Here is a 15,949-nt window from a genome sequence, read left to right as displayed (position 1 = left end):
CGGACATTTTGCGGTCAGCCTTGACAGGGCCAGACAAAATCCCGCTTGACCCGTCCAAGATTTCACCCCACCATCCCCTAATGAAACCCAAAAATCCCCAGCACCCCGCCCCCAAAGATGCCGCAATTCGGGCTGCAATTTCGCCCGTGATCTGCTATCCCGTGGCCGCCCTGCCTCGGCCTGATCCGGCCCCTTTTCAGGCGGCGCGGGCGGGCTGGACCAAGCAGTCCGAAACCCTTGTTCCAGCCCGCGATGCCCGCTGTTTTTCTGTGCCAAAGGGTCATTTTTTCCGGATCACCTGCGTCGATGGCCCGCAAGTCGGCGATCTAAACCTTTGGGCGGCAGATGACCTTTCGCAGCGGTTTTATTCCGGCAAAACCCGCGCTCTGCATGGCACCCACCTGTCCACAGGCGATCAGATGTGGTCCAGTTTTCCTACCCTGCGACCTATGGCCCTGATCACCGATGACAGCCTAGATTGGTACGGTTTTGATGCCTTCGGCGGCGCGGTCCATGATGTGATCGGCACCCGCTGCGACCCCTATACCCACAACCTTTTGTCCCATGGCGGGCAGTATCATCACTGCTGCCATTCCAACCTGACCCGCGCCTTGGCCGATCATACGGGCCTAAGTTTGCCCGAGGCGGAACAGCATGTGCATGACGTTTTGAACGTCTTTATGTGCACCGGATTCACCCGCGACACGGGGCAGTATTTCATGAAATCCAGCCCCGTCCGCCCCGGCGATTATCTGGAGTTTTTTGCCCAGATTGATCTGCTCGGGGGCCTGTCTGCCTGCCCGGGTGGCGATTGTTCGGCCGAACATTCATCTGATACCGCAAGCTGCCACCCCTTGCTGGTCGAGGTTTTTGAACCCTTGAAGTCCCCCCAAGGCTGGGCCCCACCCGCGCCAAACGGATATGACCGCAGCCATGGCCGGGGCGATCAGGCATAGCGTTCGGGGCCGATATTTTGGGCGTCATCATAGCGGTCGCCATGGGCGAAACCGGGGGGCAGGATGTGGTCAATCTCGGCCCTATCCGCGTTGGTCAGTTCCAACCGATCGGCCCCCAGCCAGTCCTTCAGATGCCCCGCCGTGCGCGTACCGGGAATGGGGATCAGATGGTCGCCCTGATCCAGCACCCAAGCCAAGGCCAGCGCGGCAGTGGTCACACCCTTGGCTGCCGCATAGGCGCGAAAAGGGTCAATCGCGGCACAATTGGCGCTAAAGTTCGGCTGTAAGAACCGAGGCATGCTGCGGCGAATATCACCGTCCCGCATCAGGGCCGGATCGGGCTGTGCATCGGTCAGCATCCCCCGCGCAAGCGGCGAAAACGGCACAAAGGCCACGCCCAGATCCTTGCAAGCGCGGATCACGCCGATATCCGGCAGGCGCGTCCACAGCGAATATTCGTTCTGCACCGCCCGCACGGGACGTTCGGCATGGGCGCGGCGGATGGTGTGGGGGGCCACTTCGGACAAGCCGTAGCCGCCGATTTTGCCCTCGTCGATCAGCCGCCCCATAAAGCCCGCGACATCCTCAACGGGAATATCCTGCTGGCGGCGATGGATGTAATAGAGCGCCACATGGTCGGTTTTCAGGCGCTTTAGCGATGCCTCTAACTCTGCCCGAATATAGGCTTCGGAGTTGTTGAACCCACGCGGCGGGGTAGTGACGATGCCGACCTTGGTGGCAACAATGGCGGCGTGGCCGCGATCAGCCAACCATTCGCCCAGAATGGTTTCGGATATGCCAGAACCGTAGATATTGGCAGTGTCATAAAAGGTAATCCCCGCCTCCCACGCGGCATCAAGGGCGGCAAAGGATTCCGCAGGGTTGGTCGCGCCAAAGATGCCGCCAAAGCTGAGGCAGCCAAGGCCGATGGCCGAGACAAGTGGGCCGTTAGCGCCGAGCTGGCGTTGTTTCATAAAGTTATCCTTATTTTTGACAGCCTGTTCAGGCGAAGGCCGCTTTCAGCGCAATTTCGACCATATCGCCAAAGCTGCGTTCGCGCTGGTCCGAGGGCAGCGCCTCATGCGTGATCAGGTGGTCGGAAATGGTCAGGACCGCCAGCGCGCGGCGACCATAGCGAGCGGCGAGGGTGTAAAGCTCGGCTGCCTCCATTTCCACGGCAAGGACACCGTGGCGCTGCATTTGTTCGGTAAGGTCGGGGCGTTCATCATAAAAGACATCCGACGAATAGATCTGGCCCGCATGGGTGGCCACATCGCGGCCCTCTGCCGCCTTCCATGCCGCCTGAAGCAGGCCAAAATCGGCGGTGGGGGCAAAGTTCAACTCTCGGAATATCCCGCGTGAGGGGGTCGACAGGGTGCAAGCCGACATCGCCAGCACTAGATCGCGGACCTTGATTTGCGGCTGCATCGCGCCCGCCGACCCGATGCGGATCAGGGTTTGCGCGCCGTAATCGCGGATCAATTCATTGGCATAGATCGACAGCGACGGCATACCCATGCCCGACCCTTGAATGGTCACGCGGTGGCCTTGCCAAGTGCCGGTATAACCCAGCATGCCGCGCACTTCGTTCACCAGTTTCGCATCGGTCAAAAAGGTTTCAGCGGCCCAGCGGGCGCGGTAGGGATCACCGGGCATGAGGACGGTTTCGGCTATTTCGCCGGGTTTTGCGCCTATATGGACAGTCATGGGAGTTCCTTTTTCGGTAGATTTTTTAGCGACACTTAGCCCGCCAGATGGCGCAAGCCTTGGGTCACATCTGTGCGGATTGCCAGACGCAGGCCAGGTTCATCGCCGGCCTTTAGCGCCGACAGGATCAGGCGGTGGTAGGGTGGCGGCTCATTGCGACGCAGGCGGCCATATAGGGCGCGCATGGTGGGGCCAAGTTGCAGCCAGACGGTTTCTGTCAGGGCCAGCATCGCAGGCGCTTGGGCGCGCAGATACAGCGTTCGGTGAAATTCCAGATTGGTGCGGATATAGGCGACCGCATCCTGTTTCATCACCGCATCGCTGTTGGCCGCGTTGATGGCCGTCAAACGGTCAATCAGAGCAAAATGCGCGCGGGGCAACGCGCGCGAGGCGAGTTCGGGTTCCAGCAGCGCGCGGATCGCGGCCAGTTCCTCTATCCGTTCAGGGCTGAGTTCGGGGGTCGCCACGCGGCCCGAGGACGACAGCGACAGCGCCCCTTCGGCGACCAAACGGCGCACCGCCTCGCGCGCGGGGGTCATCGAGACGCCAAAGGTGCGGGCAAGGCCGCGCAGGGTAAGCGCCTGGCCGGGTGGCAATTCGCCGTGCATGACCTGACTGCGCAAAGTGCGGTACAGCCGTTCATGGGCCGAGGCGTTTGGGTCCACGGGCCGCGACAAAGATGTGGTGGGCGGTGTCAGCATGGGGGCACCTTGGCGCGTTGGCGGATGTCGGCGCGCGTCATTCGGTGAACCGATAGCTGTGCAGCGCATGACCGTGGGTTTTCAACCAACGGCGATGGCGTTCATACTCCGGCATCAGATCGGCAACGATGGCCCAAAACCGCGACGAATGGTTCATTTCGGCCAGATGCGCCACTTCATGCACTGCGACGTAATCAAGCACTTGCGGCGGGGCCATGATAAGGCGCCACGAATACATAAGGCCCGCATCGGCGGTGCAAGACCCCCAGCGCGAACGGGTATCGCGCAAGGTAAGCGTGCGGTAGCGCCGCCCGATACGATGGGCATAAGTATCAGACGCGGCGGCAAGACGGTCACGGGCCAGATGTTTCAGAAAGGCCGCCGCCCGAATACCTGCGCGCGCTGCATCACCGGGCACATGCAGCGCATCGCCGACAACCATAAGGCTGCGGCCGGTCCCTGCCACAAGGCGCAGTATTTGCCCTTCAACAGGAATTTCGGCACCAATGCCCACCGCATCGCTTGGCACTACATTGACCAGCGCCTTGCGAATCCAATCCTCTTGGGCGCGCAGAAAGGCCATCGCCTCAGACTCACGCGCGCGGGTGGGCAGCGACAGGGTGACGCGCCCATCCAGCCGGGACACGCGCAACGACATCCGCCGCGCGCGGTCTGTGCGGCGCAGCGTGACCTCGACTGGCGGAGATCCGGGAAGTATCGGCATTGGCCCTCAATTCCATATCCGGTCAAAGATGCCCCTGGGCGGGCGCGGCTGCAAGCCTGTTTGCTTTGTTCACGCTGGCAGGTTTCGCATTTGATGCAATAACGTGATGCCAATGGCGTTACGGCCACACAAAACACGTGCAAAAGGCTTTGACAGCCGCCCCAGCCTGTGGCAAGCGACATTTTTGCCGGAATTGCAGGGCCGATCACGGACCCAGCCCGAGCCGATCTAATAAGGGGAATATCATGCCCAAAGAAGAATGGGGTACTAAGCGCCTTTGCCCAACCACAGGCAAACGCTTTTACGACCTGAACAAAACGCCGATCGTCAGCCCCTACACGGGCGAAGTTGTCGATATTGAAAGCGTGCGTCGCAAGATCACAGCTGCTGCGGCAAGCCGGCCTGCGGCGGCCAAGGATGATGATGACGTGGTGGTCGATGATGATCTGGACGCAGATGATGATCTGCTCGCCGTTGCAGGCGCAGACGATTCGGATGACGTGGATGATGATCTGCTGGAAGATGACAGCGACGACACCGTTTCGCTGGATGATCTGGCCGATGTCAGCAACCCAGACGACGATAGCTGATAAAGGCGGGGCGGGCTTTTCTGCAAAACAGTCAGAGTTTTGCAGATTTTCTGCGGGGATGATTTTTCCTCTTGCAGCGCCTGCCCCCCTCACCTAAATAGCGCAAAGCATCTTGCTTTGGATGCAACGTGGGGTCATAGCTCAGTTGGGAGAGCGCTTGAATGGCATTCAAGAGGTCGGCGGTTCGATCCCGCCTGGCTCCACCAAATCTCCAAAAAAGCCGGGCGGCTTGTCCGGCTTTTTGCTTTTCGGGGGCTTGGTTCCTGTTTTACACGCCAAACAGCACGCCTATGCGCCAAAATCGCAGCATAAGACAGTCAAGGCCGGTCCTCGCCCGCGCAGCCCCGCACCGACTGCAGGAAAAGCACGTGAACAAGCGCCTTTTTCGTACAGATATAGCTTAGCGTCTGCCGCGGTGATGTTATCGCATAAAACCTGCCGTCATCTGACACTGGGTCGCATTGGCCAGCCATCGTGATGATTCCATGCGTCACCACCCCACCTGCCGGACAACCTACTTGGAATATGCGGCGCATTTACCGACACATTTCGCAGTGACCCTTAATCGTCACGCCAAGCGCATCGGGCAAAGACCGGTTTTCAATGTCTCGGCTTCAGGCCCATGTTTCTACGGTGTTCTGCGGCTGTGCATTGGGGTCAAATCCGGTCATGGCATCACCTCGAACCTATCCACATCAACCATCCCGTGGTCGGTGATTTTCAGATGCGGGATCACGGGCAGGCACAAAAACGCCAGCTGCAAAAACGGCTCTTCCAGCGTCACGCCAAGGCTGTGGGCGGCGCTTCGCAATAGGATCAGGCTGTCGCGGACGGACTCGAACGGCTCAATGCTCATCAATCCCGCGACTGGCAGCGCAAGTTCGGCAAGGATTTTGCCACCTTCGACCACGACAAAACCGCCTTCGATTTCGCCCAAACGAGTTACGGCCAGCGCCATATCATCGTAATCGGCACCGACCACCGCGATATTATGATGGTCATGGCAGACGGTTGAGGCGATGGCCCCGCGCGTTAGGCCAAACCCTTTGACGAACCCCGTGGCGCGGTTGCCGTTTTTGCCGTGGCGTTCGATCACGGCGATTTTCACCAAATCGCGGGCGATGTCGGGGGCTTTATCGCCATCCTGCGGCGCGATGTCATAGGTCAGGTGTTCAGTGATGATCTTACCTGGGATGATGCCGATCACAGGGGTTTCCACGCGGTTGCCACCTGTGCGGAAATGGGCGGCGGTGGTGGCGGGGGCGTTCACCGAATTTCGGGCCACGGGGGGGATGGTTTTACGGGCGGCAAAGGCGGTATCAGTGACTTGGATTCCGCCTGCAAACACCATTGATGCGCGGCAAGACTCCAAGCTGTCGATCACCACAATATCGGCCCGTTTGGCGGGCGCGATCAGGCCGCGATCCTTTAGCCCGAACGCCTCGGCCGCGGACAGGCTGGCAGCGCGGTACACGGCAATCGGTGGCGCGCCAAGGGCGATTGCGGTGCGGATCATGTAATCCAGATGCCCATGTTCGCCGATATCCAGCGGGTTCCGGTCATCGGTGCAAAAGGCAATATAGGGGCTGTGGCGTTCGGTGATAAGGCTGGCCAGCGCGTGCAGATCCTTGGACACCGACCCCTCACGGATCAGCAGGCGCATGCCTTTGCGCAGCTTTTCCAAGCCTTCGTCGGCGGTCGTCGCCTCATGCTCCGTGCGGATACCCGCCGATATATAGCCGTTCAGCGCATTGCCGCGCAGCAAAGGGCAATGGCCGTCAATATGACGGCCCTGAAAGCCGTTCAGTTTGGCCATCACGCCCGCGTCTTGCATCAAAACGCCGGGGAAGTTCATGAATTCCGCAAGGCCAAGGCTGCGGGGGTGGTCGATCAGGGGCAGAATATCCGCCGCTTCCAACACCGCGCCAGACGTTTCCATATGGGTCGAGGGCACACAAGATGACAGCTGTACGCGGATATCCATCAGCGTCAGCGATGACGCCTCAAGAAAGTAATTGATCCCCGCCAACCCGCAGACGTTGGCAATTTCATGCGGGTCGCAAATGGCCGTAGTCACCCCCAAAGGCGTGACACAGCGGTCAAATTCAAACGGGGTGACAAGGCTGCTTTCGATGTGCAAATGCGTGTCGATAAAGCCAGGGACAAGGATTTTGCCTGACACATCAATGACCTGCTTGCCCTGATAGTCGCCGAACACGCCGACAATCGTATCACCGCAAATCGCCACATCGGTTTGGACCAAATCGCCGGTGATCAGATCAAACACCCGCCCGCCACGCAGCACAATATCGGCGGGGGTGGCGCCTTGGCCTTGGGCAATACGGTCAGAAAGGGTGGCATGGGTCATGGACGGCATCCTTTGTTTTGCCGCAGCAAAGCCCATGCCGCGCGCAAGGTCCAGCCCCCATTCCCACCCTTGCATCGGCGGTCAAAGGGTGGTCCAAATCAAAGCACCCTACCAAAGGCCAAGCCCATGCGCCCCATGCGCGGTATTTTTTACAAAATCTGTTCGGTTGTGACGTTTATCGTCATGGCCTCCTTGATTAAGGCCACCGCAGACCATGTGCCCCCTGGCGAGGCGGTGTTTTTCCGGTCGCTGTTCGCCATGCCCGTGATCATTGCATGGCTGGCTGTACGCGGTGAATTACGCACCGGCCTAAAGGCAAGCGCCCCTATGGGCCATATCTGGCGCGGGGTGGTGGGGACGATGGCGATGGGCCTCGGCTTTGCCGGACTTGGCTATTTGCCCCTGCCCGAGGTCACGGCGATTGGGTATGCAGCCCCCCTGCTGACCGTCATTTTCGCCGCGATGTTTCTGGGCGAGGATGTGCGGCTGTTTCGCATTTCGGCGGTTGTGCTGGGGCTGATCGGGGTGCTGATCGTGCTGTCCCCGCGCCTGTCCGTTCTGCCCGGCGCAGGCGATGATGCGGCCACCTTGGGGGCAATGTTGGTGCTGGGTGGCGCGGTGTTTGCCGCCCTTGCACAGGTGTTCGTGCGCAAGCTGGTTTTACGCGAAAAAACCTCGGCCATCGTGTTTTACTTTTCCCTGACAGCTACCATTCTGTCGCTGGCCACGCTCCCCTTTGGCTGGGTCATCCCCGCCCCGCGTGAGGCCGTGTTGCTGGTGCTGTCCGGCCTTTTGGGCGGCGTTGGCCAGATTTTTCTGACCTCCAGCTACCGCGAGGCGGATGCATCTGTGGTAGCACCCTTTGACTATGCTTCGATGATCTTCGCACTTGGCATCGGCTACTGGGTGTTTGGCGAGGTGCCGACGCTGACCATGCTGCTGGGGGCATCCATTGTGGTGACGGCAGGGGTACTGATTATCTGGCGCGAGCGGCGGCTGGGGTTGGAGCGGGCCAAGCAGAGGAAGGCGATGACGCCATGAGAGGTGGGCGCAAAAACATTCATCAACTGCTTGGGTTTTGAACGGGGTTTTTGGTGGCGGGAAATCGACCGTATTTCAGGTGTTCCAAAAACGAGGGTTTTAGAACGGTCCTGAAGGTCCGGTGTGTGGACATTGCAGACATTCGGCTTAGGTTTAGAGTGTCTCCCTTTATCCCTGCGGCTATGATATGCATCATCGAGTATTTGCCTGAGCGCCGGTGAAAAGGGAGGAGCACAGTATGACGCAGTCGTTTGACCGCCTTGTTGAGCGGCAAATCCAGAAGGCCATCGCGGAAGGCAAGCTCAGCGGACTAGAAGGCGAGGGCAAGCCGCTGCCCGACCGTTCGGGTGAGGCTTTCATTGACATGGCCACAGCAGTAGCGGTCCGAATGATGGCCGAAGCAGGCGCACTTCCCGAGGAGTTCAAAATCAAGAAGTTACTTGAAGCTGCCAAGCAGAGCTACAGGGAGGCAGAGGATGGCGATGCCAAGCACGTCACGATGGCTCTGATCGCTGACCTTGAGCAGCGTTACAACATAGCCGTGGAGACAAGGCGGCGGTTTATGGGGTCCTAGCTAAAGCAGCCTTTCGTCTGCTGTCCAACATTCGACGCAATGGGCTCTTGCACTAAATCGCTCCGCGATAGGGGCGCTTGTGGCGGGTGTTGTGCAGCATAGGAATTTGTTGCTCGGGTTTTGGTGTTGGGTGTGTGCTGTTGGTCGAGGTGATTTTGCCTCGATTGACAGAGGACATTCCGATGAACATTCAGCAATCCACACCAACGACACCCCTTCGCGCGCGCATGATTTCCGATATGACGGGGCGCAATCTCGGCCCTGCATCGCAGTCCAGCCACCTGCGCGCCTGTAAGCGTTTTGCGGCTTGGCTCGGACGCTCGCCAGAGACTGCCAAGCCAGACGATGTGAAGTATTTCCAACAGCATCTGATTGAGAGCGGGGCCAGCATCGGCACGCGTAACCAGACCATGACCGGGGTCAAGTTTCTGCTCCGCGTGACCCTTCGGCGTCATGATCTCGTGGCTGAGATTTTTCACCTCAAGGAGCCGGTAAAGATACCGCTGGTTCTCAGCAAGAAGGAGATCAAGCGCATCTTGGCCATGGCCCCCAGCCTTAAGGCACGGGTGATGTTGTCGCTGGCCTATGGCTGCGGGTTGCGCGCAGGCGAAGTCGTGCGGCTCAAGGTCGGCGATATTGATAGCGATCAGGAGATCATCCGCATCGTGCAATCGAAGGGGCGCAAGGATCGCAACGTCATGCTGCCTGTCGATATTCTGAGCCTTCTGCGCGAGTGGTGGACCGAACGCCCCACTGGTCAGGATCAGGATGTGTCCGCGCCCGAGCGCGTGCTTTTCCCCGGATACCGTGGCAAGCACCTTTCGGCGCGGCAAATATCGCGGCTATTCAAAGAGACCGCGCGGGAAGCTGGGATAACCAAACCAGTCACGCTACACACGTTACGGCATAGTTTTGCCACCCACCTGCTGGAGCGCGGGGTCGATATCCGCGTCATTCAGGCACTTTTGGGCCATGCCAAACTGACGACCACGGCGCGCTATGCCAGCGTGGCCACCGGCATGATCGCGGCGGTGGACAGCCCCCTAGATGATCTGAATGGAGCCCAGCGGAAGAAGGGCAAGCCTAAGCCTTCATAGGCCACCATGCCCCGTCCATCACGGGAGGTCGCGGATATCTTCCGTGACCATGGTGCTGCCTGGTGTGCGGCAAACGCAGGGCACATCAGCCGGAACCAGTTCAAAGTCATGAGTGCTATCGAGCGCTGCCGCACGGCGGCGCTTGGCGGTCATGTCGCGCGGTGCGCCGACTGTGCGCATGAGCACATCGCGTATAACTCATGCCGCAACCGCCATTGTCCAAAATGTCAGGCGGGTGCCGCCAAAACTTGGCTGGCAGCACGTGAGGCAGAGCTGCTGCCCGTGCGGTATTTCCACCTCGTCTTCACCCTGCCCAAGCCCATTGCCGATATTGCGCATCAGAACAAACGCGAGCTCTACAATCTGCTGATGCGGGCCAGCGCGGACACTGTGATCAAGATCGCCGCCGATCCCAAGCACCTTGGTGCCCAGGCTGGCATGATTTCGGTCCTTCATACCTGGGGCTCAGCAATGACGCATCACCCTCACGTTCACATGATTGTCCCGGGTGGCGGTCTGTCCACGGATGGCGCAAGCTGGATCACCTGCCGCAAGAACTTCTTCCTGTCCGTGCGGGTTCTGTCCCGTCTGTATCGCCGCCTCATTTTAGAAGGGCTGACCAAGCTGCATAAGGCCGGGAAGCTACAGTTCTTCGGTGAACATGCGGGCCTCGTTGATCGCGCCGCATTCGATTCTTTCCTGCAACCGCTGCGCAAAATCGACTGGGTCGTCTACGCCAAGGAACCCTTCGCCGGACCCAAAGCAGTATTGGCATATCTGTCGCGATACACCCACCGCGTTGCAATATCCAACAGCAGACTGATCCGTTTCGATGCGCGCAGTGTTACCTTCCGCGTCAAAGACTACCGTCTTAAAGGCGCGGGTCGCCACACCACCATGACGCTGGCGACGGCCGAGTTCATCCGCCGGTTCCTGATCCACGTTCTGCCAAAGGGCCAGCACCGCATCCGTCACTATGGCGTCTTCGGAAATGGAAACCGTGCCGCTAACATCGCCAGGATCCGGCAGCTGCTCGGAGTGCGCGCATCCGAGCAGGACCACGACAACAACACCGGTAACACAGTGGAACCTGTCCGTTTCCTCGCGCTGCCATGCCCGTGTTGCGGCGGACAACTGATCATCATCGACACAATCGCACCAGCACAGCATTCCAGAGCACCGCCAAAACCACAAAGGGCCGCAGCATGACCCGCGCCCCGTACATCACGAACGACACTCGCCGCCGCAGGCTATATCTCCTGCGAACCAATCATCTCACGCTGATCAAACTATCGATGTGGCAAAAGTTGATGACGCCGAAAAAATGCCGCGCATATCGACCAAATGCTGGCAAGGTCGACCCCGCGCTTAGCCCAACGGGGGCCGCTCAACAGGTCCGTCAGTTCGGATCCAAGGCAAACCCACTACTCAAATCCCCATAACACAACAAACGGCCCACCAAGCCCAACCCCGCGATTTCCCGCTTGAGCGCTTCTCCGACGCCAGGCAACGATCCGCGTCACTCAAACGTCCGCGCGTGGCGTCCGAGAAACCTACACCTTTTCCGACTTTCGCTGCGCTTGCACAGACCGTTCAAAAACCACCGTTTGTGGAACGGCTCCCCCAACCTTCGTTTCCGGCTTATTTGCGCCGCCTCATCCCCTACCCCAACCACCCCCGAAACACCCCCACGACCTCCTCATAGACCTTGCGTTTGAATGGCACGATAGACGCGATCATCTCATCGGCCCCAATCCAGCGCCATTCGGAAAATTCGGGGTGGTCTGTGGCGATGCTGATCTGGTCGTCGCGGCCCAGATAGCGGTAGAGAAACCATTTTTGACGCTGCCCGCGGTATTTGCCGCCCCAAACTTTGCCCAGCAATTCAGGGGGCAAGTCATAAGTGACCCAATCTTCGGTCTTGGCCAGACGTTCCACCAGATCGGCCGTCACACCCGTTTCTTCCCACAATTCACGCAGGGCCGCCACACCAGGCTTTTCACCCTCATCAATCCCGCCTTGGGGCATTTGCCATGCGGCGATGGTGGCATCCAAGCGTTGCGCGGCAAAGATTTTGCCTTGGGCGTTGATCAGCATGACGCCGACACAGGGGCGATAGGGTAGGTTTGTGGGGGTGGTCATGGCGCGCGCCTTTCTCATGAATAAGGGGGGCACGGATGCCCCCCCTTTTGTACTGTGTAATCAGATCAAGGCTTTACGGCGATGGCCGACAGACCTTTGAGGATATCCACGGCATAGGCCATCTGGTAATCTTCATCCCGCAGCTTGGCTGTTTCTTCCTCGCGCGCGCGGTCTTCTTCCAACTGCTTGCGTTCATCTTCGGACATGGAGTCGTTGTTCAACGCGCCGCGCAGGGATGCTTCGGTCCGCGCCTGAACGGCACTTGAAGGTTCCTTTTCCTCTTCAACCGGTTTGCGCGGTGGCTGGTTCACGATGATGTCAGGGGCCACGCCCAGCGCCTGAATAGACCGGCCCGACGGCGTGTAATAGCGCGCCGTGGTCAGGCGCATCGCCCCTTCACCACGCAGTGGGATGATGGTTTGAACCGACCCTTTGCCAAAGCTCTTGGTGCCCACAACAATCGCGCGGCGGTGATCTTGCAATGCCCCCGCCACGATTTCAGAGGCCGAGGCAGAGCCGCCATTGATCAGCACGACCACCGGCTTGCCACCTGTCAGATCGCCCGGTGTCGCGTTGAACCGTTCGCCATCGCTGGCCTCGCGCCCACGGGTCGATACGATTTCGCCTTTTTCAAGGAAACCGTCCGACACCTGAATAGCCTGGTTCAGCAAACCACCGGGGTTGTTGCGCAGATCCAGCACAACGCCGGTCACATTGTCCCAACCGCCCAGCTCTTCGGACATTTCCTTCAAACCTGTTTCCATCCCCGGAAAGGTTTGGTCGTTGAAGGTGGTCATACGCAGCACGATGGTATTGCCCACGGTACGCGCGCGAACAGCGGTCAGTTTGATCGTGTCACGGATGATCGACACATCAAACGGCTCGGCAGTGCCTTCACGCACCACGGTGATGATGATCTCCGACCCGATCGGCCCGCGCATCATTTCAACAGCCGCATCCAGCGTCAGGCCCAGCACAGATTCGCCGTTCACATGGGTAATGAAATCGCCCGCCTCAATGCCCGCCGCGTCAGCCGGTGTGTCGTCCATCGGCGACACAACTTTGACATAGCCCTCTTCTTGGGTCACTTCGATGCCAAGGCCGCCAAATTCGCCGCGGGTTTGCACGCGCATATCGTCGAAATCCTTGGGCGCAAGATAGCTGGAATGCGGGTCAAGCGATGTCAGCATCCCGTTGATCGCCGCCTCGATCAGCTTGTTGGTATCCACATCCTCAACATATTGGCCGCGAATGCGTTCAAAAATATCACCAAACAAATCAAGCTGTTCATAGACAGTCGAGGTTTTTTTCGTTTCTTGCGCCAGCAAGGGCCCCGCAATTTGCGTTGTCAGCAAAATGCCTGCAACGGTGCCGCCCAAAGCAGCCATAGCGAATTTCTTCATTGCCTGTCTCAATCCTTTGTTGCGGCGAACCATAGGGCCGGATCGACCGGCTCGGTGCCTTTTCTAATCTCAATATAAAGCGTTTCTGTCTCGCGAATACCAGCCACATCCGTGGAACTGGCAAGAAACTCTTTGTGACTATCCTCTTCGCCGCCCCCCATCAGGCCCAAAGGTGCACCCATGCCGACGACTTCTCCAACCTCACCATAAACCGTTCCAAGACCGGCGAGTACCACAAGATAGCCTCCGCCCGGTTCAAGGATAATCACGTTTCCGTAGTCCAGCAGCGGGCCACGGTAACGAATGGTTCCGGCCCAAGGGGCTGTCACCAAGGCACGCGCCCGGGTGGACAATGTAATCCCAGGGCGGCGGGACCCGGTTGCATCGGCCTCATTGGCGCGCAACAGCAGGCTGCCAAGGGTGGGCAGATCCAACTTGCCCTCCGCCTGCGCAAAGCTGCGCATGGCGTCATTGCCGTCTGTGTCCAGTTCCAGCCCGTTGGCGAATGCCCCCAAGGTATCGGCACTTTCCAGCAACCCCCGCAAGGCCTCGGGGTCTTCGGTGAAACGGCGCGGCAAGGTCGTACGGTCTGAAATCGCTTGGCTTAGGCTGGTGCGCGCGGTTTGCGCCACGGCAAGGCCATCTTCCAAAATGCCACCGGCCGCCACCTGCAAATTGCGCAAATCCCGCAACTCGGTCAATTCGGCCTGCAGGCGGCCAACCTCGGCTTGCAGCGCAGGCGTCACTTCGGAAATAATCATCCCCGACCGCGCCGTGCCCAAAGGCCCAGACGGATGCAACAAAAGCAACGGCCCGGGCGTCGCCTCTAACTGCCCCAAAACGCCTAGCAATTGCCCCACGCGGTTGCGCTGCGCGTCAAACTGCAACAACAGCGCCGCCTCACGCACCTTTGCCTGCCGCAACCCATCGCGCAGCGCGCTTAGACCTTGTTCATAGGCCTGAATCGTTCGCGTCAATGCCGAAACCTGGTCGCGCGCGCTTTTCGCCTCTTGCATCGCCGCGACCGCCTTTGCCAGCGATGCCGATGCCACATTTGCCTGTTCCGCAACCGTTTGCGCCTGCGCAGCCGCACATCCAATCATCACAAAAAGGGCAGCAGCGCGGATCATTGGATCAGGGTTTTCCCTGTCATTTCATCAGGTTGCGGCAAACGCATCAGTTGCAACACCGTGGGCGCCAGATCGGACAGCCGCCCCGCGCGCAAGGTTTTGTTGGCGGGGCCACCGTATAAAATAACCGGCACAAGGTTGGTGGTATGGGCAGTATGCGGCCCACCCGTAACAGGGTCCACCATGGTTTCGCAATTGCCGTGATCGGCGGTGACAATCATCGCACCCCCCACCTTTTCCAACGCCGCAAGGGCAAGGCCAAGGCCGCTGTCTACGGCCTCACACGCCTTGATCGCTGCCGCTAAATCGCCGGTATGGCCCACCATATCAGGGTTGGCAAAATTCACGACGATCAGGTCATAACCGTGCTCAATAGCCCCAACCAGTTTCGCCGCCACCTCGGGTTCCGACATTTCGGGCTGCAAATCATAGGTCGCCACTTTCGGCGATTTCGGCATGGCACGGTCTTCGCCAACATTCGGCGCCTCGGACCCGCCATTCAGGAAAAACGTCACATGCGGGTATTTTTCCGTCTCGGCCAACCGAAACTGCGTGCGCCCTTGCTTGGACACCCATTCGCCCAACGTGTTGTGCAAAACCGGCTTGGGGTAGGCGGTGATCATATAACCGTTATGGCTGGCCGAATAATCGACCATCCCCAACATCGCCTCCCATTTCGGGCGCGCAGTTGCGTCAAACCCGTCAAATGCCGGATCGCCAAGCGAGGCCAAAATTTCACGCGCGCGGTCGGCGCGGAAGTTGAGGCAATAAAACCCGTCGCCTGCCTTTGCCCCATCATAGCCCGCGATAACCGTGGGCGCGATAAATTCATCCGTCTCACCCCGCGCATGGGCCGCCGCAATCGCGGCTTGCGGGTCTGTCGCCGCCTCGCCTTTAGCCGAAACCATCGCCTCAAACGCACGGCCAACGCGCTCCCAGCGATTGTCGCGGTCCATCGCCCAATACCGCCCGATGACCGTGCCAATCCGCACATCATCGGCAAGCCCGTCCAACAATCGCGCCATATGCTCCGGCGCCGAACTCGGGGCCACATCGCGACCGTCGGTGATGGCGTGAAGCACCACCGGCACACCCGCCGCCGCCACCGTATTGGCGGCGGCAATCACATGGGTCACATGGCCATGCACACCGCCATCGGAAATCACGCCCATCAAATGCGCCACCCCGCCGCTGGCTTTCAGCCGTGCGATAAAATCCAACAGCTGCGGGTTCTTGCCAAAGCTCCCGTCTTCAATCGCCAGATCAATTGCGCCAAGGTCCATCGCCACCACACGGCCAGCGCCGATGTTGGTGTGTCCCACTTCCGAATTGCCCATCTGCCCACGTGGCAAGCCCACATCTGGGCCATGGGTGATAAGGGTGGAATGGGGACAGGTTGCCATCAGCCAGTCAAAGTTGGGCGTATTGGCCAAAACTGGCGCGTTGGCGCTGGTGTCTGGGTTCAGGCCCCAGCCGTCCAAAATGCACAAGACAACGGGTTTCGGAACGGTCATGG

At 59.4% G+C, this 15,949-nt stretch carries 15 protein-coding genes and 1 tRNA gene; 7 read left to right on the top strand and 9 right to left on the bottom strand.

Annotated features, from left to right (window positions below; genetic code table 11):
• The first annotated feature begins 80 nt into the window (after positions 1 to 80).
• A complete protein-coding gene (locus G560_RS0101095; protein ID WP_022702464.1) occupies positions 81 to 956 on the top strand; it encodes an urea carboxylase-associated family protein in 876 nt (291 codons plus the stop codon).
• Here G560_RS0101095 and G560_RS0101090 read toward each other — a convergent pair.
• The 4 genes from G560_RS0101090 to G560_RS0101075 are packed head-to-tail and all read right to left on the bottom strand — an operon-like array spanning position 947 to position 4,088.
• Positions 947 to 1,930 carry an aldo/keto reductase gene (locus G560_RS0101090; RefSeq protein ID WP_022702463.1) on the bottom strand — a complete coding sequence of 328 codons (984 nt, stop codon included), beginning with the start codon at positions 1,928 to 1,930 and terminating at the stop codon, positions 947 to 949. The genes G560_RS0101095 and G560_RS0101090 overlap by 10 nt on opposite strands.
• 28 nt (positions 1,931 to 1,958) lie before the next feature.
• The gene (deoD, locus tag G560_RS0101085; RefSeq protein WP_022702462.1) at positions 1,959 to 2,663 is read right to left on the bottom strand and encodes a purine-nucleoside phosphorylase; all 705 of its coding nucleotides are present in this window, start codon (positions 2,661 to 2,663) and stop codon (positions 1,959 to 1,961) included.
• Positions 2,664 to 2,698: 35 nt separating this feature from the next.
• Positions 2,699 to 3,364, bottom strand: a complete 666-nt coding sequence (locus tag G560_RS0101080) for a GntR family transcriptional regulator (protein ID WP_022702461.1) — start codon at positions 3,362 to 3,364, stop codon at positions 2,699 to 2,701.
• A gap of 37 nt (positions 3,365 to 3,401) precedes the next feature.
• Complete coding sequence (locus G560_RS0101075) at positions 3,402 to 4,088, bottom strand: M48 family metallopeptidase (protein WP_022702460.1); 687 nt, start codon at positions 4,086 to 4,088, stop codon at positions 3,402 to 3,404.
• 245 nt (positions 4,089 to 4,333) lie between these two features.
• On the opposite strand from G560_RS0101075, the gene G560_RS0101070 reads away from it, so the two are divergent.
• Both G560_RS0101070 and G560_RS0101065 read left to right on the top strand, forming a co-directional pair.
• On the top strand, positions 4,334 to 4,678 hold the full coding sequence (locus G560_RS0101070; RefSeq protein WP_022702459.1) for a TIGR02300 family protein: 345 nt from the start codon (positions 4,334 to 4,336) through the stop codon (positions 4,676 to 4,678).
• A 130-nt stretch (positions 4,679 to 4,808) separates the two neighbouring features.
• Positions 4,809 to 4,884, top strand: a tRNA-Ala gene (locus G560_RS0101065).
• 461 nt (positions 4,885 to 5,345) lie between these two features.
• Here the strand turns inward: G560_RS0101065 and ade are convergent.
• Entirely contained in the window at positions 5,346 to 7,046 is a 1,701-nt protein-coding gene (gene ade / locus G560_RS0101055; RefSeq protein WP_028913588.1) for an adenine deaminase, read from the bottom strand.
• Between the two features lie 126 nt (positions 7,047 to 7,172).
• Here ade and G560_RS0101050 point away from each other — a divergent pair, with 126 nt between their 5' ends.
• The 4 genes from G560_RS0101050 (at position 7,173) to G560_RS0101035 (ending at position 10,967) form a co-directional block, all read left to right on the top strand.
• Complete coding sequence (locus tag G560_RS0101050) at positions 7,173 to 8,087, top strand: DMT family transporter (RefSeq protein ID WP_022702456.1); 915 nt, start codon at positions 7,173 to 7,175, stop codon at positions 8,085 to 8,087.
• A 238-nt stretch (positions 8,088 to 8,325) separates the two neighbouring features.
• Positions 8,326 to 8,661, top strand: coding sequence for a DnaJ family domain-containing protein (locus G560_RS0101045; protein ID WP_022702455.1), 336 nt, complete (start codon positions 8,326 to 8,328; stop codon positions 8,659 to 8,661).
• Between the two features lie 182 nt (positions 8,662 to 8,843).
• On the top strand, positions 8,844 to 9,758 hold the full coding sequence (locus G560_RS0101040) for a tyrosine-type recombinase/integrase (RefSeq protein WP_028913587.1): 915 nt from the start codon (positions 8,844 to 8,846) through the stop codon (positions 9,756 to 9,758).
• Positions 9,759 to 9,764: 6 nt separating this feature from the next.
• Positions 9,765 to 10,967, top strand: coding sequence for an IS91 family transposase (locus G560_RS0101035; protein ID WP_022702453.1), 1,203 nt, complete (start codon positions 9,765 to 9,767; stop codon positions 10,965 to 10,967).
• Between the two features lie 453 nt (positions 10,968 to 11,420).
• Here the strand turns inward: G560_RS0101035 and G560_RS0101025 are convergent, their stop codons facing one another.
• From G560_RS0101025 to gpmI, 4 genes are all read right to left on the bottom strand, one after another.
• Positions 11,421 to 11,900, bottom strand: coding sequence for an RNA pyrophosphohydrolase (locus G560_RS0101025; RefSeq protein ID WP_022702451.1), 480 nt, complete (start codon positions 11,898 to 11,900; stop codon positions 11,421 to 11,423).
• 65 nt (positions 11,901 to 11,965) lie between these two features.
• A complete protein-coding gene (locus G560_RS0101020; RefSeq protein ID WP_028913586.1) occupies positions 11,966 to 13,303 on the bottom strand; it encodes a S41 family peptidase in 1,338 nt (445 codons plus the stop codon).
• A gap of 8 nt (positions 13,304 to 13,311) precedes the next feature.
• Complete coding sequence (locus G560_RS0101015; RefSeq protein WP_022702449.1) at positions 13,312 to 14,433, bottom strand: murein hydrolase activator EnvC family protein; 1,122 nt, start codon at positions 14,431 to 14,433, stop codon at positions 13,312 to 13,314.
• On the bottom strand, positions 14,430 to 15,947 hold the full coding sequence (gpmI, locus tag G560_RS0101010) for a 2,3-bisphosphoglycerate-independent phosphoglycerate mutase (RefSeq protein ID WP_022702448.1): 1,518 nt from the start codon (positions 15,945 to 15,947) through the stop codon (positions 14,430 to 14,432). Before gpmI ends, G560_RS0101015 begins: the two co-directional genes overlap by 4 nt.
• Between the last annotated feature and the right edge of the window lie 2 nt (positions 15,948 to 15,949).

Source organism: Pseudorhodobacter ferrugineus DSM 5888 (assembly GCF_000420745.1).
GTDB classification, from domain to species: Bacteria; Pseudomonadota; Alphaproteobacteria; order Rhodobacterales; family Rhodobacteraceae; genus Pseudorhodobacter; species Pseudorhodobacter ferrugineus.
Note: the sequence above shows the minus strand (reverse complement) of the source record. Positions and strands in the feature narration are given on the sequence as shown.

Coding starts and splice junctions, on each gene's coding strand:
- G560_RS0101095 (WP_022702464.1), top strand. CDS start 81: ATGAAACCCAAAAATCCCCAGCACCCCGCCCCCAAAGATGCCGCAATT.
- G560_RS0101090 (WP_022702463.1), bottom strand. CDS start 1,930: ATGAAACAACGCCAGCTCGGCGCTAACGGCCCACTTGTCTCGGCCATC.
- deoD (WP_022702462.1), bottom strand. CDS start 2,663: ATGACTGTCCATATAGGCGCAAAACCCGGCGAAATAGCCGAAACCGTC.
- G560_RS0101080 (WP_022702461.1), bottom strand. CDS start 3,364: ATGCTGACACCGCCCACCACATCTTTGTCGCGGCCCGTGGACCCAAAC.
- G560_RS0101075 (WP_022702460.1), bottom strand. CDS start 4,088: ATGCCGATACTTCCCGGATCTCCGCCAGTCGAGGTCACGCTGCGCCGC.
- G560_RS0101070 (WP_022702459.1), top strand. CDS start 4,334: ATGCCCAAAGAAGAATGGGGTACTAAGCGCCTTTGCCCAACCACAGGC.
- ade (WP_028913588.1), bottom strand. CDS start 7,046: ATGACCCATGCCACCCTTTCTGACCGTATTGCCCAAGGCCAAGGCGCC.
- G560_RS0101050 (WP_022702456.1), top strand. CDS start 7,173: ATGCGCCCCATGCGCGGTATTTTTTACAAAATCTGTTCGGTTGTGACG.
- G560_RS0101045 (WP_022702455.1), top strand. CDS start 8,326: ATGACGCAGTCGTTTGACCGCCTTGTTGAGCGGCAAATCCAGAAGGCC.
- G560_RS0101040 (WP_028913587.1), top strand. CDS start 8,844: ATGAACATTCAGCAATCCACACCAACGACACCCCTTCGCGCGCGCATG.
- G560_RS0101035 (WP_022702453.1), top strand. CDS start 9,765: ATGCCCCGTCCATCACGGGAGGTCGCGGATATCTTCCGTGACCATGGT.
- G560_RS0101025 (WP_022702451.1), bottom strand. CDS start 11,900: ATGACCACCCCCACAAACCTACCCTATCGCCCCTGTGTCGGCGTCATG.
- G560_RS0101020 (WP_028913586.1), bottom strand. CDS start 13,303: ATGAAGAAATTCGCTATGGCTGCTTTGGGCGGCACCGTTGCAGGCATT.
- G560_RS0101015 (WP_022702449.1), bottom strand. CDS start 14,433: ATGATCCGCGCTGCTGCCCTTTTTGTGATGATTGGATGTGCGGCTGCG.
- gpmI (WP_022702448.1), bottom strand. CDS start 15,947: ATGACCGTTCCGAAACCCGTTGTCTTGTGCATTTTGGACGGCTGGGGC.